This window comes from Nocardia sp. NPDC050710 (assembly GCF_040654375.1).
Lineage (GTDB): Bacteria > Actinomycetota > Actinomycetes > Mycobacteriales > Mycobacteriaceae > Nocardia.
This window is the reverse complement of sequence record NZ_JBFAHV010000001.1, coordinates 1,186,618-1,207,518: the sequence shown is the minus strand read 5'-3', so window position 1 is coordinate 1,207,518 and position 20,901 is coordinate 1,186,618. Positions and strand designations below refer to the sequence as shown.

Annotated in this window: 19 protein-coding genes and 2 pseudogenes; 12 read left to right on the top strand and 9 right to left on the bottom strand. The window is 68.2% G+C overall.

The annotated features are described in order from the left end of the window. Window positions 1–14 precede the first annotated feature (14 nt). Both AB0H61_RS05660 and cofC read right to left on the bottom strand, forming a co-directional pair. Window positions 15–2,141, bottom strand: coding sequence for an RNA degradosome polyphosphate kinase (locus AB0H61_RS05660; RefSeq protein WP_357299925.1), 2,127 nt, complete (start codon window positions 2,139–2,141; stop codon window positions 15–17). Between the two features lie 196 nt (window positions 2,142–2,337). Further along, the gene (cofC, locus tag AB0H61_RS05655; protein WP_357299567.1) at window positions 2,338–3,012 is read right to left on the bottom strand and encodes a 2-phospho-L-lactate guanylyltransferase; all 675 of its coding nucleotides are present in this window, start codon (window positions 3,010–3,012) and stop codon (window positions 2,338–2,340) included. A gap of 96 nt (window positions 3,013–3,108) precedes the next feature. Between cofC and AB0H61_RS05650 the strand changes: the two genes are divergently transcribed. Genes AB0H61_RS05650 through AB0H61_RS05640 form a run of 3 tightly spaced genes read left to right on the top strand, consistent with a single transcriptional unit; the run spans window position 3,109 to window position 5,601 of the window. Further along, complete coding sequence (locus AB0H61_RS05650) at window positions 3,109–4,119, top strand: NAD(P)H-dependent glycerol-3-phosphate dehydrogenase (RefSeq protein WP_357299565.1); 1,011 nt, start codon at window positions 3,109–3,111, stop codon at window positions 4,117–4,119. A 43-nt stretch (window positions 4,120–4,162) separates the two neighbouring features. Further along, complete coding sequence (locus AB0H61_RS05645) at window positions 4,163–5,254, top strand: D-alanine--D-alanine ligase family protein (protein WP_357299563.1); 1,092 nt, start codon at window positions 4,163–4,165, stop codon at window positions 5,252–5,254. 44 nt (window positions 5,255–5,298) lie between these two features. Further along, window positions 5,299–5,601: a DUF6191 domain-containing protein gene (locus AB0H61_RS05640; protein ID WP_357299561.1), complete on the top strand. Its 303-nt coding sequence runs from the start codon at window positions 5,299–5,301 to the stop codon at window positions 5,599–5,601. Between the two features lie 26 nt (window positions 5,602–5,627). Here AB0H61_RS05640 and AB0H61_RS05635 read toward each other — a convergent pair whose 3' ends face one another. Beyond that, window positions 5,628–6,230 (bottom strand): DUF3515 domain-containing protein, encoded by a 603-nt coding sequence (locus tag AB0H61_RS05635; RefSeq protein WP_357299560.1) that lies wholly within the window; start codon window positions 6,228–6,230, stop codon window positions 5,628–5,630. Between the two features lie 243 nt (window positions 6,231–6,473). On the opposite strand from AB0H61_RS05635, the gene thiL reads away from it, so the two are divergent. The 4 genes from thiL (at window position 6,474) to AB0H61_RS05615 (ending at window position 9,479) form a co-directional block, all read left to right on the top strand. Continuing rightward, the gene (thiL, locus tag AB0H61_RS05630; RefSeq protein WP_357299558.1) at window positions 6,474–7,529 is read left to right on the top strand and encodes a thiamine-phosphate kinase; all 1,056 of its coding nucleotides are present in this window, start codon (window positions 6,474–6,476) and stop codon (window positions 7,527–7,529) included. 11 nt (window positions 7,530–7,540) lie between these two features. Then, the gene (locus AB0H61_RS05625) at window positions 7,541–8,224 is read left to right on the top strand and encodes a uracil-DNA glycosylase (protein WP_357299556.1); all 684 of its coding nucleotides are present in this window, start codon (window positions 7,541–7,543) and stop codon (window positions 8,222–8,224) included. 68 nt (window positions 8,225–8,292) lie between these two features. Continuing rightward, the gene (locus AB0H61_RS05620; RefSeq protein ID WP_357299554.1) at window positions 8,293–8,544 is read left to right on the top strand and encodes a hypothetical protein; all 252 of its coding nucleotides are present in this window, start codon (window positions 8,293–8,295) and stop codon (window positions 8,542–8,544) included. 59 nt (window positions 8,545–8,603) lie between these two features. After that, complete coding sequence (locus AB0H61_RS05615) at window positions 8,604–9,479, top strand: alpha/beta hydrolase (protein WP_357299553.1); 876 nt, start codon at window positions 8,604–8,606, stop codon at window positions 9,477–9,479. A 22-nt stretch (window positions 9,480–9,501) separates the two neighbouring features. On the opposite strand, the gene AB0H61_RS05610 is transcribed toward AB0H61_RS05615, so the two are convergent. The 3 genes from AB0H61_RS05610 to rpmB all read right to left on the bottom strand — a co-directional run bounded on the left by AB0H61_RS05610 (window position 9,502) and on the right by rpmB (window position 11,193). Beyond that, the gene (locus AB0H61_RS05610; RefSeq protein ID WP_357299551.1) at window positions 9,502–10,290 is read right to left on the bottom strand and encodes an enoyl-CoA hydratase-related protein; all 789 of its coding nucleotides are present in this window, start codon (window positions 10,288–10,290) and stop codon (window positions 9,502–9,504) included. Between the two features lie 68 nt (window positions 10,291–10,358). Continuing rightward, window positions 10,359–10,871, bottom strand: coding sequence for a GNAT family N-acetyltransferase (locus AB0H61_RS05605; protein ID WP_357299548.1), 513 nt, complete (start codon window positions 10,869–10,871; stop codon window positions 10,359–10,361). A 130-nt stretch (window positions 10,872–11,001) separates the two neighbouring features. Further along, window positions 11,002–11,193 carry a 50S ribosomal protein L28 gene (gene rpmB / locus AB0H61_RS05600; RefSeq protein ID WP_039799620.1) on the bottom strand — a complete coding sequence of 64 codons (192 nt, stop codon included), beginning with the start codon at window positions 11,191–11,193 and terminating at the stop codon, window positions 11,002–11,004. Window positions 11,194–11,459: 266 nt separating this feature from the next. On the opposite strand from rpmB, the gene AB0H61_RS05595 reads away from it, so the two are divergent. Continuing rightward, complete coding sequence (locus AB0H61_RS05595; RefSeq protein ID WP_357299545.1) at window positions 11,460–13,166, top strand: DAK2 domain-containing protein; 1,707 nt, start codon at window positions 11,460–11,462, stop codon at window positions 13,164–13,166. A 27-nt stretch (window positions 13,167–13,193) separates the two neighbouring features. Then, window positions 13,194–15,473, top strand: a complete 2,280-nt coding sequence (gene recG / locus AB0H61_RS05590; protein WP_357299543.1) for an ATP-dependent DNA helicase RecG — start codon at window positions 13,194–13,196, stop codon at window positions 15,471–15,473. Between the two features lie 45 nt (window positions 15,474–15,518). On the opposite strand, the gene AB0H61_RS05585 is transcribed toward recG, so the two are convergent. After that, window positions 15,519–16,988 (bottom strand): MFS transporter, encoded by a 1,470-nt coding sequence (locus tag AB0H61_RS05585; RefSeq protein WP_357299541.1) that lies wholly within the window; start codon window positions 16,986–16,988, stop codon window positions 15,519–15,521. A 202-nt stretch (window positions 16,989–17,190) separates the two neighbouring features. Between AB0H61_RS05585 and sigJ the strand changes: the two genes are divergently transcribed. Further along, window positions 17,191–18,114: an RNA polymerase sigma factor SigJ gene (gene sigJ / locus AB0H61_RS05580; RefSeq protein WP_357299538.1), complete on the top strand. Its 924-nt coding sequence runs from the start codon at window positions 17,191–17,193 to the stop codon at window positions 18,112–18,114. Here sigJ and AB0H61_RS05575 read toward each other — a convergent pair. Next, complete coding sequence (locus AB0H61_RS05575; protein ID WP_357299537.1) at window positions 18,106–19,527, bottom strand: short-chain fatty acyl-CoA regulator family protein; 1,422 nt, start codon at window positions 19,525–19,527, stop codon at window positions 18,106–18,108. The genes sigJ and AB0H61_RS05575 overlap by 9 nt on opposite strands. Window positions 19,528–19,882: 355 nt before the next feature. Between AB0H61_RS05575 and AB0H61_RS05570 the strand changes: the two are divergent. Beyond that, window positions 19,883–20,212 (top strand): annotated as a pseudogene (locus AB0H61_RS05570) (MmgE/PrpD family protein); the annotation flags it as partial. A gap of 8 nt (window positions 20,213–20,220) precedes the next feature. Here the strand turns inward: AB0H61_RS05570 and AB0H61_RS05565 are convergent. Beyond that, a complete protein-coding gene (locus AB0H61_RS05565) occupies window positions 20,221–20,397 on the bottom strand; it encodes a DUF1737 domain-containing protein (RefSeq protein ID WP_357299534.1) in 177 nt (58 codons plus the stop codon). Between the two features lie 23 nt (window positions 20,398–20,420). Here AB0H61_RS05565 and AB0H61_RS05560 point away from each other — a divergent pair. Next, window positions 20,421–20,867 (top strand): annotated as a pseudogene (locus AB0H61_RS05560) (isocitrate lyase/phosphoenolpyruvate mutase family protein); the annotation flags it as partial. Window positions 20,868–20,901: the final 34 nt, after the last annotated feature.

Below are 20,901 nucleotides of genomic sequence, written 5' to 3'. Positions count from 1 at the left end.
TCCAGTCGAACCGCTCACTGCTGATCCGGTCTCCGTAGTCGCATGAGGAACTCTTGGTGATCTCTGACCTGGACGCCATCGGTATCCGCATGGTCCGGCCAGGCGTGCCAGCCGCCATCGGATTGGAGTACCCAGCAGCGGGTATCCGGATTCAGCGCCGAGTCGAAGACCCCGCTCAACTGCTCGCTCAACCGCGGATCCTTCACCTGCGCCATCACTTCCACGCGCCGGTCCAGGTTGCGGTGCATCATGTCGGCGCTGCCGATCCAGTACTCGTTCTGAGCCTGGAAGTGCATGATCCGCGAATGTTCCAGGAAGCGGCCGAGAATCGAGCGCACCTCGATGTTGTCACTCATACCGGGAACACCGGGGCGCAGACCGCAGATGCTGCGCACCACGATCTGCACCGGTACCCCGGCCTGTGAGGCCCGGTACAGCGCGTCGATCACCTGTTCGTCCACGATCGCGTTGGCCTTCAACCGGATTCGCGCGGGCTTGCCCTCGCCGGCCAACTCGATCTCGCGCTGGATCCGTTCGATGATGCCGGCCCGCACACCCTGCGGTGCGACAAGAAGGTTGCGGTAGTTGGCTTTTCGCGAGTAACCGGTCAGCGAATTGAACAGGTCCGTCAGATCGGCCCCGATTTCCGGTGCGGCGGTGAGCAATCCGACGTCCTCGTACAGGCGCGCGGTCTTCGGGTTGTAGTTGCCGGTGCCGATATGGCAGTAGCGGCGGATGGTCGAGCCCTCGCGGCGCACCACGAGGCAGGTCTTGCAATGCGTCTTGAGACCGATGAGGCCGTAGACCACGTGCACGCCCGCCTGCTCCAGTGCGCGGGCCCATTTGATGTTGGCCTGCTCGTCGAAGCGGGCCTTGATCTCGACCAGCGCCACCACCTGCTTGCCCGCCTCGGCGGCGTCGATGAGCGCATTGACGATCGGGGAGTCGCCAGAGGTGCGGTACAGGGTCTGTTTGATCGCCAGCACCTGCGGATCGGCGGCGGCTTGTTCGATGAAGCGTTGCACGCTGGTGGAGAACGAGTCGTACGGGTGGTGCACCAGCACATCGCCCTCGCGCAGCGCCTGGAAGACGTTGCGCGGGGTTTCGCGTTCGCCGAAGGCGGGCGGGGTGGCCGGAACGTAGGGTGCGTCCTTGAGTCCCGGCCGGTCGACGCCGTACACCTGCCACAGGCAGGACAGGTCGAGCAGACCGGGCACCTGGATCACATCACCGGGGTCGACGTCGAGTTCGCGCAGCAGTAGATCGAGCATGTGCTCGGTCATATCGTCGGAGACCTCGAGGCGCACCGGGGAACCGAAGCGACGGCGGGCGAGTTCGCGTTCCAGCGCCTGCAACAGATCCTCGTCGCGGTCCTCGTCGACCTCGAAATCGGCGTTGCGGGTGATCCGGAAGGAATGGTGCTCGACCACCTCCATACCGGGGAACAGCATATGCAGGTGCGCCGCGATGAGCGCCTCCATCGGCAGGAACGCGGCGATGGGGGAGCCGGAATCCGAGCGCCGCACGCGCACGAACCGATCCACATTGTCGGGCACCTTCACGCGCGCGAAATGCTCGCCGCCGGTCGCGGCATCCTTCACCGTCACCGCGAGGTTGAGGCTCAGGCCGCTGATGTACGGGAACGGATGTGCCGGATCCACCGCGAGTGGCGTCAGGACCGGGAAAACCTGATCCTGGAAATGCCCCGAGAGACGCTGGCGCTCATCGTCGTCCAGATCGGACCAGTCGATGATCGCGATGCCCTCCGCGGTGAGCGCGGGCAAGACCGAATCCAGGAAGGCCTTGGCGTGCCGGTCGGCGATCTCCTGGGCACGGGCCGCGATCAGCTCCAATTGCTCGGTGGGCGAGCGACCGTCTGCCGAGCGGACCGAAAGCCCGGTTTCGGCGCGCCGTTTCAGGCCCGCTACCCGCACCATGTAGAACTCGTCGAGATTGGAGGCGAAGATCGCGAGGAACTTCGCGCGCTCCAACAGGGGCAGCGACGCGTCCTCGGCGAGGGCCAATACTCGGGTGTTGAAGTCGAGCCAGCTCAGCTCGCGATTCAGATAGCGATCACGTGGCAATCGTTGCGCAGAATCGGCGGACGACGGCGTCACGGCGGGCGGCGGCATGGGAAGCAGTTGCTGCTGCTTGACAGTTTCCGTACCGCTCACGACCGTGCCTCGCTGGCGCTCAGCCTCGTAGTGCGCGATGACGCGCTGTGCTGTTGCTTCACTCGCTGACGCTCGTTCACGATATTGATCATCCCCCACTTGCCGGTCGAAATGCACGTCGACGACGGGATTGCCTGCCACATAACCATCGTGTGGCGATCGGCTAGCACACGCGTCGAACGGCCTCGTGAACGCGGCCGGACCACCCGATGTCACGCAGGAGAGCGCGGGTGGAATCGCCCGCACCGAGTTCCACGGCCCGGTCGAGATCCGCCGCGGTGTCGACGTCGAGCCGCAATCCCGGCCAATCCCCGATCAGATCTATTGCACCCGCGGCGATATGCGCGCGGGCCGAATCGGGGCCGAAGCGCGGATCCAGTGCGATGGCGCCGCCGCCGATATACAGCGCCGCGGTACCGGTGCCCGCGTGATCGACCACGATCGAGCGCCGGCCGACAGGTGCGGCCGCCAGCATATCGGCCAATTCCTCCGGGCGCAGCGCGGGCAGATCGGCCTGAAGGGCCAGCAATTCGATCGGCCCGTGCCGGTCGCGCAGCGCGGCGGCGGCATCGCCGAGCGCGGCGTTCAGGTCGGAGATCCGCGGCTCGGGGTGCACCTCGGCGCCCAGCGCGCGGACCAGTGCGGACACCGCGGGATCCGGGGTGACCACGGTGACCGACCGAACCCGCGGGACCGCCAGTGCGGCGGTCACGGTATCGGCGAGCATGGCCAGCACCAGTCGCGCCCGGTGTTCCGGGCGCAGCCGATCGGCCAGTCGGCTCTTGGCCTGATCGAGGCTCTTGACCGCGATCACGGCATGCACGGCGTGCGGGCGCATGCGCCCAATCCTTCCACGGCGCGATGAATGCATCGCGATGCGAGTCTTTCGGGGGTATCGCGGAACCGGGCAGGCGACGGATGGCATATTGGGCAGATGACGAGGGCGGCGGTACTTGGTGCGGGGTCATGGGGCACGGCGTTCGCGAAGGTGTTGGCCGACTCGGGCACCGACGTCACGATCTGGGCGCGCCGGCCCGAGGTCGCCAAGGCGCTCGCCACCGAACACCGCAATCCCTTCTACCTGCCGGGCGTGCAGTTGCCCGCGGTCGCGGCCACCGATGATCACGTTCAGGCGTTGCGCGGCGCCGAGATCGTGGTGCTCGCGGTGCCGTCCCAATCCCTGCGGGCGAATCTGGAGAAGTGGAAGGGCGCGATCGATGATGCGCTGACCCACCACGACGCCACACTGCTGAGTCTGGCCAAGGGCATCGAAACCGGCACGCTGCTGCGGATGAGCCAGGTGATCGGCGAGGTCACCGGCGCCGACCGGGACCGCATCGCGGTCTTGTCCGGCCCGAACCTGGCCAAGGAGATCGCCGCCGAGCAGCCCGCGGCCACCGTGATCGCCTGCACGGACGCCGCCCGCGCGGTGGTGTTGCAACAGGCCAGTGCGAACGGCTACTTCCGGCCCTACACCAATACCGACGTCATCGGCTGCGAGATCGGTGGCGCCTGTAAGAACGTCATCGCGCTGGCGTGCGGGATCGCCGCCGGAATGGGGTTGGGCGACAACTCGATCGCCAGCCTGATCACCCGCGGCCTGGCCGAGATCATCCGGCTCGGGGTGGCACTGGGCGCCGAGCCGGTGACGCTGGCCGGACTGGCCGGGGTCGGCGATCTGGTCGCCACCTGTACCTCGCCGCTGTCGCGCAATCGCTCCTTCGGGCATGTGCTCGGGGCGGGCGGGTCCATGGAGGCCGCACAGGACGCGACTCATGGCCAGGTCGCGGAGGGTGTGAAGTCGTGCACATCGGTGCAGGCGCTGGCGGCCGCGCACGATGTGGAGATGCCGTTGACGAATGCGGTGCACCAGGTGTGTCACGAGGGTGTGTCGGTGGCCGAGGCGGTAGGCAATCTGCTGGGCAGGCGCATCAAGCCGGAGTAGGCGGGGAGGGGTAGCGCATCGCATAACGGGTACGGTTCCGAACATGACGAACCGGATCAGGGTGGCCGTAGTGTTCGGCGGGCGGAGCGATGAGCACGCCGTGTCGTGTGTGTCTGCCGGCAGTGTGCTGCGCAACCTTGACCCGGAAAAGTACGAGGCCGTCCCGATCGGCATCACCACCGAGGGCAGCTGGGTGCTCGGCAGCGCCGACCTGGCCGCACTGGGGCTGCGCGACACCGAACTGCCGTCGGTGGACGCCACCGGTACCGCGCTGACCCTGGCCGCCGACCCCAACCGGGCGGGCAGGCTGGTCGCGCTCGACGATCCGAGCGCCGCGCTCGGCTCGGTCGACGTCGTGTTCCCGATCCTGCACGGCCCGTTCGGTGAGGACGGCACCGTGCAGGGCATGCTCGAACTCGCGGGCATCCCCTATGTGGGGCCGGGCGTGCTGGCCAGTGCGGCGGGTATGGACAAGGAGTTCACCAAGAAGCTGTTCGCCGCCGAGGGCCTCCCGATCGGCACCCAGGTGGTGCTGCGCTCCGGCACCGCGACATTGACCGAGGCAGAGCGGGCACGACTGGGACTGCCGGTATTCGTCAAGCCCGCACGAGCCGGTTCCTCGATCGGCATCACCAAGGTGAGCGACTGGGCGGAGCTGGACGCGGCGATCGCGGCGGCGCGCGAACACGATCCGAAGGTCATTATCGAAGCCGGCATCGTCGGACGCGAAGTCGAATGCGCCGTACTGGAATTCCCGGATGGGCGGGTCGAGGCCAGCGTGGTGGCCGAGATCCGGATGCCGGACGCCGAAGCCGCCGGGTTCTACGACTACGACACCAAATACGTCGACGACGTCTGTGAATTCGACGTCCCCGCCAAGCTCGACGACGACATCACCGAGCAGATTCGCGAACTCGCGGTCCGCGCCTTCCGTGCCCTGGACTGCCAAGGTTTGGCCCGCGTCGATTTCTTCGTGACCGCCGACGGCCCGGTACTCAACGAGATCAACACCATGCCCGGCTTCACCGCCATCTCGCTGTACCCCCGCATGTGGGAGGCCAGCGGACTGGAGTACGGGAAGCTGGTCTCGACGCTGATCGAGACGGCGCTGGCCCGGGGGACCGGCCTGCGTTAGGTGCAAACCGGCTGGCCCGCCGCCGCCTTGGGTAGCCTCGGAACATGCTTGTAGCGACAACAATTCCCGGACTGGCGCTCCTGCTGATCGCCTTCGCCTTCGCCGAGATGCTGTGGCGCCAGGTGGCCGGCAAAACGCTGGTGCCGTGGATGCGTGGCGACGGACGGCCGGTTTCGGCGGTCGGCCTCGAACAGTTCGACGCGGTGTTCGCCGCCGGTCGCCATCACGAATTCGCCCAGCAGCAGTCCACCCTCATGTACCGGGAAAACCCCGGGGACGGTGCGCCCGGTGGCGTCGAGGTAGACCTACGCTCCGGCACGGCGACGCTGGCGCAACGTCAGGCGTGACGCGTTACCACCGGCGGCTCGGCAGATCAGTTCGGTAGCGGTCCCGGATCCAGCGGTCGCTCCGGGAGATTCGCGGTGATGGTGTCCGAGACCTCCTGCAGAGGTGTCGGGCCGGAACCATCGGGGACGGTCAGCGCGATATAGGTCTCGCGGTCGACGGCGAACCAGGTGCTCGCCTTGGCGGCCGGATCACGGGCCTCGAACCACTGCACATTGTTGACGATCTGCAGGGGCGAGGCGCGGTTGAACTCCAGTGGGCGATCCAGTCCGCAGCGCAGCACGACCGCATCACCGCCGTCCTTGCGCTGCCAGGCGCGGGTGGCGGGCGGGGCGGGCTCGACCAGTTGGGACTTGGTGTAGTCGCCGAGGTCGGCCGGGAGGGCGGGGAGCAGCGTGGTGCAGGCGGGGCCGTCCGCGGCGGGCGCGGGCACGGGGCCGAGCACCAGGGGCTCGCGTTCGACCGGCGCGCGCCGGGCCAATACCGCGGCGACCAGGATGGCGACGATGAGCACGACGGGCAGCGCGACGGCGGTGGCGATCAGTGCGGGCGGGTAGCCCGCGGTATCGGCCTCGGCGGGGTTGTCCGCCGCTGCCTTCGACGAATCGCTGTCCGACGATTCCGCCGCCATGTATCGACCTTCCTCTTCGCTCTCGCCGAGCCGATATCCGGCGCTGGCGCGACGGGTACCGCGCAGCGGCTCGGTAGTCTCGATTGCCCTGGACAGGGTACCGTCGACCCGATTTCAGCCAGCGCAGTGTCTTGTTCGCCGAACGTCTTATTCGTCGAACGGGGCGGCCAACCACGTCGGGAAGGATCGGTCATCAGCGAGAGCACGGGGCCGCGGACGGTAGGCGAGCTGGGGGAGTTCGCGGTGATCGAGCGCATCAACGCGGGCCGGGTGCAGGCGCGGGGTGTGCTGCTCGGTCCCGGTGACGACGCCGCGCTGGTGGCCGCGCCGGACGGCCGGTTCGTGGTGACCACCGACATGCTGGTGCAGGGGCGGCACTTCCGGCTCGATTGGTCGAGTCCGCACGATATCGGCCGCAAGGCCATTGCCCAGAACGCCGCCGATGTGGTCGCGATGGGTGCGGTCCCGACCGCGTTCGTGGTCGCGCTCGGCTGCCCGGCCGACACCCCGCTCGAAATGATCGACAGTCTGGCCGACGGTATGTGGGTCGAGGCGGGTCGCGCGGGCGCCTCCATCGCCGGCGGCGATCTGGTGCGCAGTCCCGAACTCGTCCTGTCGGTGACGGCCTTCGGTGACCTGCGGGGCCGGGCGCCGATCACCAGATCCGGTGCGCGTGTCGGCGACACGGTCGCGGTGGTGGGCAGGCTCGGCTGGTCGGCGGCCGGGCTGGCGGTGCTGAGTGCCGGGGCCGATACCGAAGCATTCGCCGATGTGGTTGCCGCGCATCGGGTTCCGCAGCCGCCCTATGACGCCGTCCTCGACGCGCTGCACGGCGGCGCCGAAGCATCCACGGCGGAGGACGGCGCAACCGCGCCCGGGTCACGCGGTGCCGCCGGTCCGTCCGATGTCGAGTCGGCGTGTGCCGCCACGGGATCCGGTCGCCCGGCGCCGAACGCTCTGACCGATGTATCCGACGGTCTGCTGGCGGATTTGGGACATATCGCGGCGGCGTCGGGAGTCGCCATCGACCTCGATTTCTCCGCGCTGCGCGATCCGGTTCTGGAGGCGATCGCCGAGCAGTTGGATGCCGATGCGGCGCAATGGATTCTGGCCGGCGGCGAGGAACACGCCTTCGTCGCCGCCTGGCCGGACGCGGCGGAGTTGCCCGCGGGCTGGCGGCGGATCGGGCGAGTGTTCGCAGGTCACGGTGTCACCGTCGACGGTGCGGTGCGGCCGGGCAATGGGGGCTGGGAATCGTTCGGCGGGGCGGACTCGGCGGCGAACGCCGAGCCACGATAGGTTGTGCGGTCATGAGCGCGAAACCACTGTCGGAAATCATGGATCCGGGCTGGGCGCAGGCACTGGAACCGGTCTCCGATCAGATCACAGCCATGGGCGAATTCCTGCGGGCCGAGAATGCCGCGGGCCGAGGCTATCTGCCCGCGGGGGAGAATGTGCTACGCGCCTTCCAGCGGCCGTTCGACGCGGTGCGCGTATTGATCGTCGGCCAGGATCCGTATCCGACCCCCGGTCATGCGATGGGGTTGAGTTTCTCTGTCGCGCCGGATGTTTCGCCGGTGCCGCGCAGTCTCGTCAATATCTTCGCCGAGCTGGCCAAAGACCTCGGGCACCCCACCCCGTCCTGCGGTGATCTGAGCCCGTGGTCGGATCAGGGTGTGCTGCTGCTGAACCGAGTTCTGACGGTGCAGCCCGGCCAGCCCGCCTCACACCGCGGCAAGGGCTGGGAAGCGGTCACCGAACAGGCGATCCGCGCGCTGGTGGCCCGGGACGAGCCACTGGTCGCGATCCTGTGGGGCAAGGACGCGTCCACGTTGAAGCCGACGCTGGCGGCCGCCGAGGTCCCCTACATCGAATCCGCGCATCCCTCGCCGCTGTCGGCCTCGCGCGGATTCTTCGGTTCCCGGCCATTCTCCCGTGTGAACGAACTGCTGGACGAACTGGGCGCCGAGCCCGTCGATTGGCGCCTGCCCTGACCACCGACCGTCCGGCGCCCGCCGGGCATGCACGACCGCTAGACCGGAAACAAGTGAGGAGCACTTCCATGCATAACAAGACTGTTCGCGGCGCGCTGCGCGGCACCACCGCCACCCTGGCCTTCTGTGCCGCGTTGGCCGGAGGCGCGGCGAGCGCCGGTGCGGCGCCGCTGGCGTTGGAACCCGCCGCGGACACCAGCGCGACCCCGGTCGGCGAGGAATTCACCTCCACCGGCTCCTCCACCATCTCCTCTTCGGTCAATGCCAAGGTCGCGTGCCTGTTCCAGAACACCTTCAGCGGCACCAAGCTGAACTGCTGAAATCCTGATCAGCGAGGGCTCGCGCAGGGCCGAACTTGTTACTGTGCGATCCTCGGATCGTGAGTAATGCGAACAATCTGCTCGAACCGGTCCGGCTGCGGCTGCGAGGTTCGGGCGGGATCGAGCTGGCCGCCGACCAATTCGGCCCGGTCGACGGCCCGCTCGTGGTCTTTCTGCACGGTGGCGGTCAGACCCGGCACTCCTGGAAGCAGACCGGCGCGAAGCTGGCCGCCTCGGGTATGCGGGTGGTCACCCTCGATGCCCGTGGGCATGGCGACAGCGCGTGGGCCGAGGACCGCGACTATCGCCGCGAAACCATGGTCGCGGATCTGGTAGCCGTGCTGGCACAGCTCGGCGCCACACCGGAGAACGGCGCCGTGACGGTCGGCGCGAGTATGGGCGGTATCACCGGCCTGCTCGCCACGGCGGTTCCGGAAGGAGCCGCGATCAGCGCCCTGGTGCTCGTCGATATCGTCACCCGCCCCGAGACCGAGGGCATTACGCGAGTCATCGACTTCCTCACCAAGCACCGCGACGGCTTCGACAGCGTGGAGCAGGCCGCCGACGCCGTGGCCGACTATCTACCGCACCGGCCGCGACCCAAGTCCACCGACGGGCTGCTGCGCAATCTGCGTCAGCGCGACGGCCGCTGGTACTGGCACTGGGATCCGGATATGCTCTCCGACCGGCTCGACGATCCGGCCCGGATGACCGAGGTGATGGAGGCGGCCGCCGCTACCCTGACGATCCCGGTGCTGCTGGTGCGCGGCGTGCAGTCCGATGTGGTGAGCGCGGAAGGCGCGGCCGCATTCCAGCGATTGGTTCCGCACGTGCAGCTCGTGGAGATCGGCGGCGCCGCGCACACCGCGGCGGGCGACGATAACGATGCCTTCACCGACGCGGTCGCCCAGTTCGTACTCGAGGCGCGAGACTAGCGGCGATCCGCGTCGGCGGCACTCAGCCGAGGTTCCGGTAGTCCGGCTTACGCTTCTGCGCGAAGGCGTCGACACCCTCGCGCCCGGCCGGGCTCTCGGCGGCGGCCGCGATGGAATCCCGTTCGCTGTCGAGTTGTTCGCTCAGTGTGGCCGAAGACGACTGCGCCAGAAGGGTTTTGATGGCAGCGTAGGTGGATCGCGGTCCGGTGGCGAGGTCTCGGGCCAGCTCGAGTGCCGCATCGCGCACCTCCTCGTCGGCGACCAGTCGGCTGAGGATGCCGAGACGCACCGCCTGCTCGGCGTCGAGAACCGCGTCGGTGAGCAGGATTTCGCGGGCGCGCCCGGTGCCGACGATGCGCGGCAGCGTCCAGGACATGCCGCCGTCGGGGCTCAACCCGATCCCGGGATAGGCCGGGCGCAGCTTGGTCGACGGTCCACCGAGGGCGATGTCGGCCGCGCAGACCAGGCTCATGCCCGCGCCCGCCGCCCAGCCCTGGACCCCGACGACCACCGGAACGGTGGCGGCGTCGAGTGCGCGCACGAAGTCGTGCAGATCCGTGGCCAGCCCGTGGATATGCGCCGAGCGGTCCGCCGCGGCGGCGAATCCGCGGACATTGCCACCCGCGCAGAAGTTCGCGCCCGAGCCGGTCAGCAGGACCGCGCCGACCTCGGATCCGAGTGTTCGCAGCGCCGCGGCCCCGGCATTGATGCCGGCGAAGTCCATCGAGGTGCCGTTCGCGGCGGTGGCGATGGTGATCTGGAGAACGCCGTCGACGGTGGTGACGTAATCGGTCTGCTCGGTGGAGGTCATAGTTTCGCACCCTATCGTTTGCTCGGGCGCGGACCAATCCGCTTCCATCGGAGCCGAGACGGTGAGCGTCAGGGTAGGGGGACAGCTGCCGCCCGTACCATGCGCACCATCAGCGCCGGGGTGAACTCCTCGATCTTGCGGGCGCCGTCGAGTTCGAAACCATGTTTGCGGTAGAAGGCCTTGGCGCGTGGGTTCTCGTCGAAGACCCACAGCGACACCGACTCTTCCGAGGACAGCGCGGCCCGGATGAGATCATCCGCGACCCCGCTCCCGTACCAGGGGGAGCGTACGTACAACGCGTTCAGTTCGACGGCCGCGACGGGTGATTCGTCGTGGGGCGCACCCGCGCTGGCGAACCCGATCACCGTCCCGTCGGCAATGGCCACATGGGTGCTGTCCGGATACCGGACCCGGTTGCGCTCCCACTGGTCGGCGCGTCGCTCGATATCGAAGGCGTCCAAGACATGGTCGGGGACCAGCCCCCGGTACGCCTCCCGCCAGCAAGCGATATGGCATTCGGCCAGGCCGCGGGTGTACTCGGCGGCAAGCCGCTCGATCCGCCAGCGCTGCTGCGCGATCATCTCTGCTCACCTGGTGGTCGAAGGGCGCCAACTCGTCTCGCCCGTACCCGGGCCCGCACAAGACAACGCCCCGGATCACCCATCAGGGTGCCGGGGCGTAGATCTGTATTACCGATCGGCCGGGGCCAGCTCAGCCGCGGGCGACCTTACCGGCCTTCAGGCAGGAGGTGCACACGTTCATCCGACGGGTGTTGCCCGGGGCGACCTGCGCACGAACGGTCTGGATGTTCGGGTTCCAACGACGGTTGGTGCGCCGGTGCGAGTGCGAGACCGACTTCCCGAAGCCGGGGCCCTTGGCGCAGACGTCGCAGACGGCAGCCATAGTCGCGAACTCCTTCATGTCAAGTGGGGACCGCTGCACGCGGCAGCACGTCCGGAAACAATGTCGTGATGTGCCCAACCGACTGACGTCGGCCAGCGCAAACCGGCGAGGCCGCGCGAGGCAACCCTGCAAGGGTAGCTAACCGCAACCCGATCCGCCAAACCGGTGATCCGGAAGACCGGGCCGAGACGATCCGGCACATCGGTGAGCCTACTCGGTCGGTATAGCGGGTCGCGTGTCGGGATGTCCCGCTAACCTGGCGGACGGTGGGTGATGTGCAGGTGGCGACAGGGAGTGAGGTGACGGTGCCCGGAGTGCGGGAATCGATCGATGGCGCGGCGCTGCTGCGCTGGGGGCGGACCTGTCTGGAGGGTCTGGAATACCGGCGCGAGGAGATCAACGCGCTCAATGTCTTCCCCATCGCCGATTCCGATACCGGCACCAACATGCTGGCAACCATGCGTGCGGCGGTGCGGGCCGCGGACGTGATGGTGCGTGCCGCGGCCGGTGGAGCCGAGTCGGCCGGCGTTGTTCCGTCCGCGCACGCGGTGGCCGCCGCGATGGCGCGCGGGGCGACCGTCGGCGCCCGCGGCAATTCCGGGATCATCCTGTCGCAGGTGCTGCGTGGCGTCGCCGAGGCCGTGCGCGAAGGCCCGCTCACCGCCATTACCCTGCGCGCCGCGCTGGCCGGAGCCTCGGTGCTGGTGCGCGATTCCCTGAGTGTGCCGGTCGAGGGCACCATTCTCACGGTTCTGGAGTGTGCCGCGAACAGCGCGGCGTCGTGCCCGGATGATTCGCTGGCCGAGGTGGCACTGGCGGCGGCCGACGGCGCCGCGAAGGCGTTGGGCGATACCCCGTCCCAGCTCGGGGTGCTGCGCGAGGCCGGGGTGGTCGACGCGGGCGCGCGCGGACTGGTGGTGCTGCTGGACAGTTTGGTCTCGATGACTCGCGGGGAGGCTCCGTCCAGGCCGGACTACGTCCCTGGGGATCTCGACGCCGGGGCGGGGGAGGCCGTGGCGGCCGCCGAGGATGGCCGCCCCGATGTCTCGGATGCGCACTTCGAGGTGATGTATCTGCTGGCCGATACCGATGATGAGCGAATCGCGCGGTTGCGATATCGCCTCGCCGAATTGGGCGATTCGGTGGTGGTCGTCGGCGACGGCGCGGGCATCTGGTCGGCCCATGTGCACTGTGCCGACGCCGGTGCCGCGGTCGAAGCGGGCCTGGCCGCCGGGACACTCGCTTCGATTCGTATCGAGAGCTTCGTGGTCACCGCCCCGCTCGCGCACCGCGAGCCGCGGTGGGACGGCGGCCCCGCGGACCGCGTGGTCCTGGCCGTGGCGGCGGGCGAGGGCGCCGCCGAACTCTTCGAGGCCGCAGGCGCGGTCGTACTCGGTGGCGGCGAAGGGCTCACCTCCGCCGCGCTGCTCGCCGCCATCCGGCGATTGCCGAACCGCGAGGTGCTGGTGCTGCCGAATGGTGCGCTGCCCGCGCACGAGCTGGTCGCGGTCGGTGTCGCCGCTCGCGACGCGCATCGTGACGTGCTGTTGCTGCCGAGCGGTTCGATGGTCCAGGGTCTGGCCGCGTTGGCGGTGCACGATCGCGGGCGGATCGCGGTGGACGACGCCTTCGCCATGTCCGAGGCCGCCGCCGCGACCCGGTGGGGTTCCTTGCGTGCGGCCACCCAGCGCGCGCTCACCATGGTCGGCACCTGCGAACGCGGTGACGGTCTCGGTCTGGTCGGCCAGGATGTGGTGGTCATTGATTGCGAGGTCCGGGCGGCGGGTCGCACCCTGCTGGATCGGATGCTCGGTTTCGGCGGCGAATTGGTCACCCTGCTGATGGGCGCGGACGCACCGGATGAGCTCGCCGCGGAGTTGGCCGCGCATATCGCGCGGGGCTTCCACGGCGTCGAGGTCACCGTGTATTCCGGTGGGCAGCACGGGGATCTGGTGCAGATCGGGGTGGAATGAACCGGCGTGCGGACAAAGGAATGAGGCATGGCGACACTCGGTGACCGGCTGGACCACATCCTCGGCGCGAAGGCGGCCGACTCGCTGGCCGAGGCGTTCGATATGAGTACGGTCGAGGATCTGCTGCGGCACTACCCGCTGCGCTATGCCACCCAGGGGCAGCCGCTGACGGAGGAGGCGCCGGAGGACGGTTCGCATATCACCGTCATCGGCCGGATCACCAAGACCGAGCTCAAGCCGATGCGCAACCGCCGCGGTTCGTTGCTGAAGGTACTGCTCGACACCGGTTCTGGCCGTCCCGTCGATGTCACGTTCTTCAATGGCGACAAGGTGAAATATGTTGTCAAAGAGGGACTTCGGGCGATGATGTCGGGCACGGTCAGCTATTGGCGGCCCGGCACCTGGAATCTGAGTCATCCCGGTTATCTGATTCTGCCCGAGACCGAGGACGATTCGGTCGGCACTTTCACCCGGGTGCGCGGCGGCGGTGATCTGCGCGGTCTCGCGGAGAGCGCGAAAGGCGCCGGGGGCGTGGATGTCTCGTTCATGGAGCGCGAGTTCATCCCGGTCTATCCGGCGACCGCGAAGGTGCAGAGCTGGGATCTGCTGGCTTGTGTGCGGCAGGTGCTGGAACAACTCGATCCCATCGATGATCCACTGCCGGAGGCGATTCGGGACGACCGCGCATTGCTGAAGGTTTCCGACGCGCTGCGGCTGATCCATCTGCCCGAGCGCAAATCCGATATCGACCAGGCCAGGGAGCGGCTGCGTTTCGACGAGGCGCTGGCACTGCAACTGGTGCTGGCCGAGCGCCGCCACGAGGTCGCGGGCCGGACCGCGCGGCCGTGCCCGCCGCGCTCGGACGGCATCGCCGCCGCCTTCGACAAGAAACTGCCGTTCGAGCTCACCGCGGGTCAGCAGCAGGTGATCGCGGAGATCGCGGCCGATTTGTCCCAGCCGCAGCCGATGCACCGGCTGTTGCAGGGCGAGGTGGGCTCGGGCAAGACCATCGTGGCGCTCCACGCCATGTTGCAGGTGGTGGATGCCGGTCAGCAGTGCGCACTGCTGGCGCCGACGGAAGTCCTTGCCGCCCAGCACTATCGGTCGCTGCGCGGCATGCTCGGAGAGCTCGGGACGGCCGGTGAGCTCGGCGCGGCCGATCAGGCGACGAAGGTGGTGCTGGTTACCGGGTCCATGTCGGCCGCGGCCAAGAAGGCCGCGCTGCTGGACGCGGTGACCGGCGAGGCGGGCATCGTGATCGGCACGCACGCCCTCATCCAGGACGCGGTGGAGTTCTTCGACCTCGGCATGGTGGTCGTCGACGAACAGCACCGCTTCGGTGTGGAACAGCGGGACGCGTTGCGCGCCAAGGCGAAATCCGGTACCAGCCCGCATCTGCTGGTCATGACGGCGACCCCGATTCCGCGCACCATCGCGATGACCACCCTCGGTGATCTGGAGACCTCCACGCTCACCCAGCTACCCAAGGGTCGTTCGCCGATCACGTCCAAAGTGGTGCCGCGCAAACAGCATCCGAACTGGGTCGACCGGGCGTGGGAGCGGATACTGGAGGAGGTCGGGGCCGGGCGGCAGGCGTATGTGGTCTGCTCGCGCATCGGTGACGACGAGGAGAACGGCTCCGGCAAGGGTAAGGGCAAGGGCAAGTCGAAGGCGCCGGAGGAGAAGGAGGGCCCGACCACCCAGGCCGCGCTCGAGGTCTTCGACACGCTACGTACCGGCCCGCTGGCGAGCGTTCGCGTCGGCCTGTTGCACGGTAGGCTGCCCTCCGATGAAAAAGACCAGGTGATGCGCGCTTTCAACGACGGCGCTATCGACGTGCTGGTCTGCACCACGGTCGTCGAGGTCGGCGTGGACGTGCCGAATGCGACGGTGATGGTGATCGTGGACGCCGACCGCTTCGGCGTCAGCCAGCTACATCAGTTGCGCGGCCGGATCGGCCGCGGCAAGCACGCGGGTCTGTGCCTGCTGATCACCGACGCCGCCCCCGCGGGTTCGGCCATGACCCGCCTGGAGGCGGTCGCCGCCACCACCGACGGCTTCGAACTCGCCGTTCTGGACCTGCGCCAGCGCCGCGAGGGTGACGTACTCGGTGCGGCCCAATCCGGCACCGCCAGTTCGCTGCGCCTGCTCTCGCTCCTGGACGACCTCGAAGTCATCACCGCGGCACAGGATCTCGCCCGCGAGCTGGTCGACGCCGACCCGGGTCTGGTGAAGCATCCGGGTCTGGCGAGCATGATGCATGCCGCCGTCGACGGCGAGCGCCTGGAGTACCTGGCCAAATCCTGAGCCGATGCGAGGCCGGGCGCGCACCGGCCTCGCGGCGGATCGGTATTACGCGGCAATGGTGGGCGCCGGTTCGCCGGAATCCGCTGTCTGCTGGGCGCTGCGGGAATCGGCGGTCCACAGCCCGATGACCGCGGCGGCGACGGTGATGAAGCCGCCGATCAGCAGTGCCCACTGGAAGCCGTTGGTCATCGCTTCCAGCGGCGGGCGTCCATCCTCCAACTGGCCGGTGGTGCGCGAGGTGGCGATCGCGGTGAGTACCGCGATGCCCAGTGCGCCACCGATCTGCTGCGCGGTATTGAGCAGTGCCGCGGCCAGACCGGCCTGTTCGGCGGGCACCCCGGCGTTGGCCGCGGTGGTGTTCGCGACGAAGACCGCGCCCGCGCCGACCGACAGCACGAGCATTCCGGGCAGCACATGGATCAGGTAGGAGCCGTCGGCCGGGATCCGCGACAGCCAGAACAGGCCGATCCCGGTGACCAGCGACCCGCCGACGATGAAGGGGCGGGTTCCGGTGCGGACGAAGAACTTCGCCGCCAGCCCGGCGGCCAGGCCGATGGTGAGGCTGACCGGAAGGTAGGCGTTACCCGCCTTCAACTCGCCGTAACCGAGTACGGACTGCATATAGAGGGTCACGAAGAAGAACATCGCGAGCAGGCCCGCGGCGATGGTGAAGTGTGTCAGGTTCGCCGCGGCAAGCCCTCGGATACGGAAGATCGACAGCGGCACCAAGGGATCGGCGGTGCGCCGCTCATTGACCACGAACGCGATCAGCAGTGCCACGGCCACACCGAGCATCCCGATCGTCCGTACCGAGCCCCAGCCGTGTTCGGGCGCCTCGACCAGGCCGTACACCAGCAGCATCAGTCCGCCGGTGGCCAGTGCGGTGCCGGGCAGATCGAATCCGCCGCGGATCTCGTTGCGGCGATCGTTGGGCACCAGTGCCGGGACCGCGGCCAGCACCAGCAGGCAGACCGGCGTATTCACGTAGAAGACCCAGCGCCAGCCGGGACCTTCGCTGAGTAGACCGCCGAGGAAGACTCCGGCGGCCGAGGCCAATCCGGCGGTGCCGCCCCAGACGCTGAGCGCGGTGGTGCGATCGGAGCCTTCGCGGAAGGTGGTGGTCAGGATCGAGAGTGCCGCGGGCAGCATCAGCGCCGCCCCCACTCCCTGTGCGAGCCGAGCTCCGATCAATACCGCGCTGGTATCGGCCAGGCCGCCGATGGCCGCGGCGACACCGACGATCACCGTGCCCGCGATCAGGATCCGGCGTCGCCCGAACAGATCGGCCAGCCGGCCGCCGAGCAGCATCAGCCCGCCGTAGGTGAGCAGGTAGCCGCTGGTGACCCATTGCAGGGTCGACACCGACAGGTCGAGCTCGCGCTGGATGGTCGGCAGGGCCACATTGACGATCGAGCCGTCGACGAAATCGAGGAAGGCGACCGTGCACAGCAGTGCCAGCGTGAGCTTGCCACGGCGGGTTGCCAGATACGAGGGTGCTTCGATGGGTGGATGCACGGTGGTGTCTTTCTCTCGGGTCCGACGGTGTGTCGTCCGTTCGCCAACCCAGAGCCCGTATTGCCGCGCGCCGTGACATCGGGCGGGCGATCCGAGATTCAGATCACAATCCGGGCCTCGGATGTCACCTTTGAGCGGCTGATTCACTCTTGGTGAGCGAGACCAGGGGCGCGGCCCACGCGCACGGAACAGAGGAGTCACGATGATCGACAAGGTGGAGGATCGCGCGACCAGGATCTTCGCCGACCATCGGGAACTGCTCTTCTCGATCGTGTACAACATGCTCGGCACCGTGGCCGACACCGAGGACGTATTGCAGGACACCTGGCTGGCGTGGGTGCCGCGCAACCGCGCGGACCTGGACGAGATCATCAATCCCCGCGCGTATCTGGTACGGATCGCGGTCAACAACGCGCTGGCCCGGCGTGCCGCGATCAATCGCCGCCGCGAAACCTATGTCGGACCGTGGCTGCCCGAACCGCTGGTCGCCGACGCTCCGGTGCGGCAGGACAATGCGGACGCCGCCGATACCGCACTGCGCGCCGAGTCGGTGTCCATGGCGATGCTGGTCGTGCTGGAAACGCTGACCCCGCTGGAGCGCGCGGTCTTCGTCCTGCACGAGGTTTTCGGCTACCCGCATGCCGATATCGCCGAGATTCTCGGCCGCCAGATCAGCGCGATCCGTCAGCTCGCGCACCGCGCCCGCGAACACGTTCATGCGCGACGCCCGCGCTATCAGGCCGACCCGGAGGTTCAGCGGGCGGTGACCGAGAAGTTCCTGGCGGCTCAGATCGGCGGTGACGTGACGGCCCTGTTGGAGTTGCTCGCGCCGGATGTCACCTTCTGGTCCGACGGCGGCGGCAAGTCACGGGCCGCGCTGCGCCCGATCCACGGGCCCGGCAAGATCGTTCGCCTGCTCACCAGCCCGATGGTCGTCGACGGGGTACCGGATTTGGGCATCCAGTACCGCTGGGTCAACGGCGATCCGTCCGCGGTGGTGCTGTCCGGCGGCGCGCCCTACGCGGTCGTCGTCCTGGATATCGATCCGGAGACCGCGAAGGTTCGTGGCATCTACGCGGTCCGCAATCCGGATAAGCTCAGCCACATCGACGCCCACTCACCGTAGGGCGCGCGGGTACGGCAGATCGACGCTGGTGTGCTCGGAAACCGCGAGCGGGCTGCCGATCTGCGGGAACGCGCGTTGCGGGCAGGCGGGTCGTTCGCATACCTTGCACCCCGCGCCGATCGGCACCGCCGCCGCCGGATCGTCGAGCTGCAATCCGGTGGAATACACCAGCCGGTCGGCGTATTCGATATCGCAGCCCACACCGATCGCGAAGTTCTTTGTCGCCGTGCCGAAGCCGTGCGGTGCGGTCATGGCGGTGCGGGCGATCCACAGATAACGCCGTCCATCCGGCATGGCCGAGACCTGGGTGAGGACGCGGCCCGGATGCGCGAATGCCTCGTGTACCACCCACAGCGGGCAGCTACCGCCGACCCGGGAGAAGTGGAAGGCGGTGGCGGACTGGCGTTTCGAGATATTGCCCGCGCGATCGGTGCGGACCAGGAAGAACGGCACGCCGCGCTGGCCCTGGCGTTGCAGGGTGCTGAGCCGGTGGCAGATCGTTTCGAAGCCGACCTCGAAACGCAGGCTCAGCAGGTCGATGTCATAGCGCAGTTCCTCGGCCGAGCGCAGGAACCTCCCGTAGGGCAATACCAGCGCACCCGCGAAGTAGTTCGCCAGGCCGATCCGCGCCAGCGCGCGGGATTCCCCGGTGAGCGAGGGGGCTTCGTCGAGCACCGCGTCCAGATCGGCTCCGTACAGCAGGAAGCCGAGGGTGGTGGCGATCTGGAACGCGCGCTGCCCCGGGCGCAGCCGCCGAGCCAGGGTCAGTGTGCGGCTCTCGGCCTCGTAATGCCGCTTGGGAATCGACGGATCCGCACCGTCACCGCGCACCAGCACCGTGACCCCCGCGCGCTCCTCGGCGATCCTGGCCAGCTGACGATCCAGCGACCCGATGGTCAGGCCGCACTCGTCGAAGAGTTGTTCGGCGGCCATATCCAATTGCGGAATGTGGTTGTGGTGGTCGTAGAAGAAGTCCCGCACATCCTCGTAGGGCATCGGCACGCCGGGGGCGCCCGTCGGCGCGGACACCCGGGACGAGAGCAGATCGAGCTGGTCGGTGGCCGCGCGCAGCCGCCGATGCATCGCGACCAGGATTCGAGCGACCTCCGGCTGCCTGGTGGCGAGTTCCTCCACCTCGGTCAGTGGCGCACTGTCACCGCCCGCCGCGTCCACCAGCACCTCGTGCAGGTCGGAGACGAGCCGAGCGTCCGAGTCGGCGGCGAAGAACTGCACGTCGAGGTCGAAGGTGGAGTTGAGCTTGAGCAACACCGGAATGGTGAGCGGCCGCTGGTCGCGCTCGAGCTGGTTGAGGTAGCTGGGCGATAGGTCGAGGGACTTCGCCAGTGCCGCCTGGGTCATCCGTCGTTCTTCGCGCAGTCGCCTCAATCGGGCGCCCGCGTACATCTTGCGCACGGGCGAAATCCTAGCCGTCCGGCTTCGCAAACATTGCAAAATGCGCAGTTCTCGCCCGCGGAAATCTGCTAGTGCAAGGTGTTTTGTGGCAGATGTGTCCTGCGTAGCGTGCGAAGGAACGGATCAGCACCCGTCACGAACTCCGGAGGATGCATGAAGACCCATATCGTACGCGCCCGCGGCGCCGCCGAGGACTTTCCGCGTTCAGAACATCTGGCAACGAAAGTTGCCGAGGTGGCCGTGGATCCGGTCGAGGTGACCGAGGAGGTCACCGAGATGATCGTGAACCGCATCATCGACAATGCCGCGGTCGCGGCGGCCGCGCTGGTCCGCGGCCCGGTGACCGGGGCTCGGGTGGACGCGGCGCTATCACTCGACCGATCCGGGCGAAAAGGCCTTCGGCGCACGAGCGGTGGTGACGCTGAAGAGCGGGGAGACCATCGTCGACGAACTCGCCGTCGCCGACGCGCATCCGCTCGGTTCGCGACCCTTCGCGCGGGCGCAATACATCGAGAAGTTTCGGACGCTCGCGGACGGGGTAGTTGATCTTGCGGAGCAGGACCGTTTCCTCGACGCGGCGCAACGCACCCCGGAGCTGGGTGCGGGCGAACTCGATCAGCTGACGTTCACCGTGGCGCCCGAGGTTCTAGGCCGGGCACCCGAGGCTCGTGAGGGGATCTTCTGATGCCCGGTCTAGTGCCCGCCCCACACCAGCGCCTGCGCGGCGATCACCTGGGCGCCGTTGTACGTCACCGCGGGGCCACCGTGCAACGCGTAGCCCTCGTCGAGCAGTGCGCTGATCCGCTTGCAGAATTCGTCGTCGTCGACGCCGGTGATCAGCCGGTATCGCAGTGGATGGTCGTCGGTCATGGCTTCAGCCTAGGAGACGCGCGATGACCGGACTGATAGCGGCCGCGACCAGCGCGGCGGATAAGCGGATCGCGCTGCGCGCCGGTCTCGGGTCCGGGCGCATCCAGCGGCTGCCCGGCGCCTTCAACCCCTTGGTGGCCAAGGTGGTGCAGGAACTCGGCTTCGACGGCGTCTATGTCTCGGGAGCGGTGGTGTCGGCCGAACTCGCGCTGCCGGATATCGGGCTGACCACCCTCACCGAGGTGACCGCCCGTGGGCAGCAGATCGCTCGGGTCACCGATCTACCGGTGCTGATCGATGCCGACACCGGATTCGGCGAGCCGATGAACGCCGCGCGCACCGTGCCCTTGTTGGAGGATGTGGGGCTGGCCGGATGCCATATCGAGGATCAGGTGAATCCCAAGCGCTGCGGACACCTCGACGGCAAGGCGGTGGTGCCCGTGGCCGATATGGTGCGGCGGCTGCGAGCGGGGGGAGTGCGCCGATAGCGGGTTCGGCACCGGA

Excerpts from the sequence above, each read along its gene's own strand:
- AB0H61_RS05610 (WP_357299551.1), bottom strand. The coding sequence starts at position 10,290 with ATGACCTCCACCGAGCAGACCGATTACGTCACCACCGTCGACGGCGTT.
- AB0H61_RS05565 (WP_357299534.1), bottom strand. The coding sequence starts at position 20,397 with ATGACCGACGACCATCCACTGCGATACCGGCTGATCACCGGCGTCGAC.
- AB0H61_RS05620 (WP_357299554.1), top strand. The coding sequence starts at position 8,293 with ATGCATAACAAGACTGTTCGCGGCGCGCTGCGCGGCACCACCGCCACC.
- rpmB (WP_039799620.1), bottom strand. The coding sequence starts at position 11,193 with ATGGCTGCCGTCTGCGACGTCTGCGCCAAGGGCCCCGGCTTCGGGAAG.
- AB0H61_RS05605 (WP_357299548.1), bottom strand. The coding sequence starts at position 10,871 with ATGATCGCGCAGCAGCGCTGGCGGATCGAGCGGCTTGCCGCCGAGTAC.
- AB0H61_RS05625 (WP_357299556.1), top strand. The coding sequence starts at position 7,541 with ATGAGCGCGAAACCACTGTCGGAAATCATGGATCCGGGCTGGGCGCAG.
- sigJ (WP_357299538.1), top strand. The coding sequence starts at position 17,191 with ATGATCGACAAGGTGGAGGATCGCGCGACCAGGATCTTCGCCGACCAT.
- AB0H61_RS05640 (WP_357299561.1), top strand. The coding sequence starts at position 5,299 with ATGCTTGTAGCGACAACAATTCCCGGACTGGCGCTCCTGCTGATCGCC.
- cofC (WP_357299567.1), bottom strand. The coding sequence starts at position 3,012 with ATGCGCCCGCACGCCGTGCATGCCGTGATCGCGGTCAAGAGCCTCGAT.
- AB0H61_RS05650 (WP_357299565.1), top strand. The coding sequence starts at position 3,109 with ATGACGAGGGCGGCGGTACTTGGTGCGGGGTCATGGGGCACGGCGTTC.
- AB0H61_RS05635 (WP_357299560.1), bottom strand. The coding sequence starts at position 6,230 with ATGGCGGCGGAATCGTCGGACAGCGATTCGTCGAAGGCAGCGGCGGAC.
- AB0H61_RS05645 (WP_357299563.1), top strand. The coding sequence starts at position 4,163 with ATGACGAACCGGATCAGGGTGGCCGTAGTGTTCGGCGGGCGGAGCGAT.
- recG (WP_357299543.1), top strand. The coding sequence starts at position 13,194 with ATGGCGACACTCGGTGACCGGCTGGACCACATCCTCGGCGCGAAGGCG.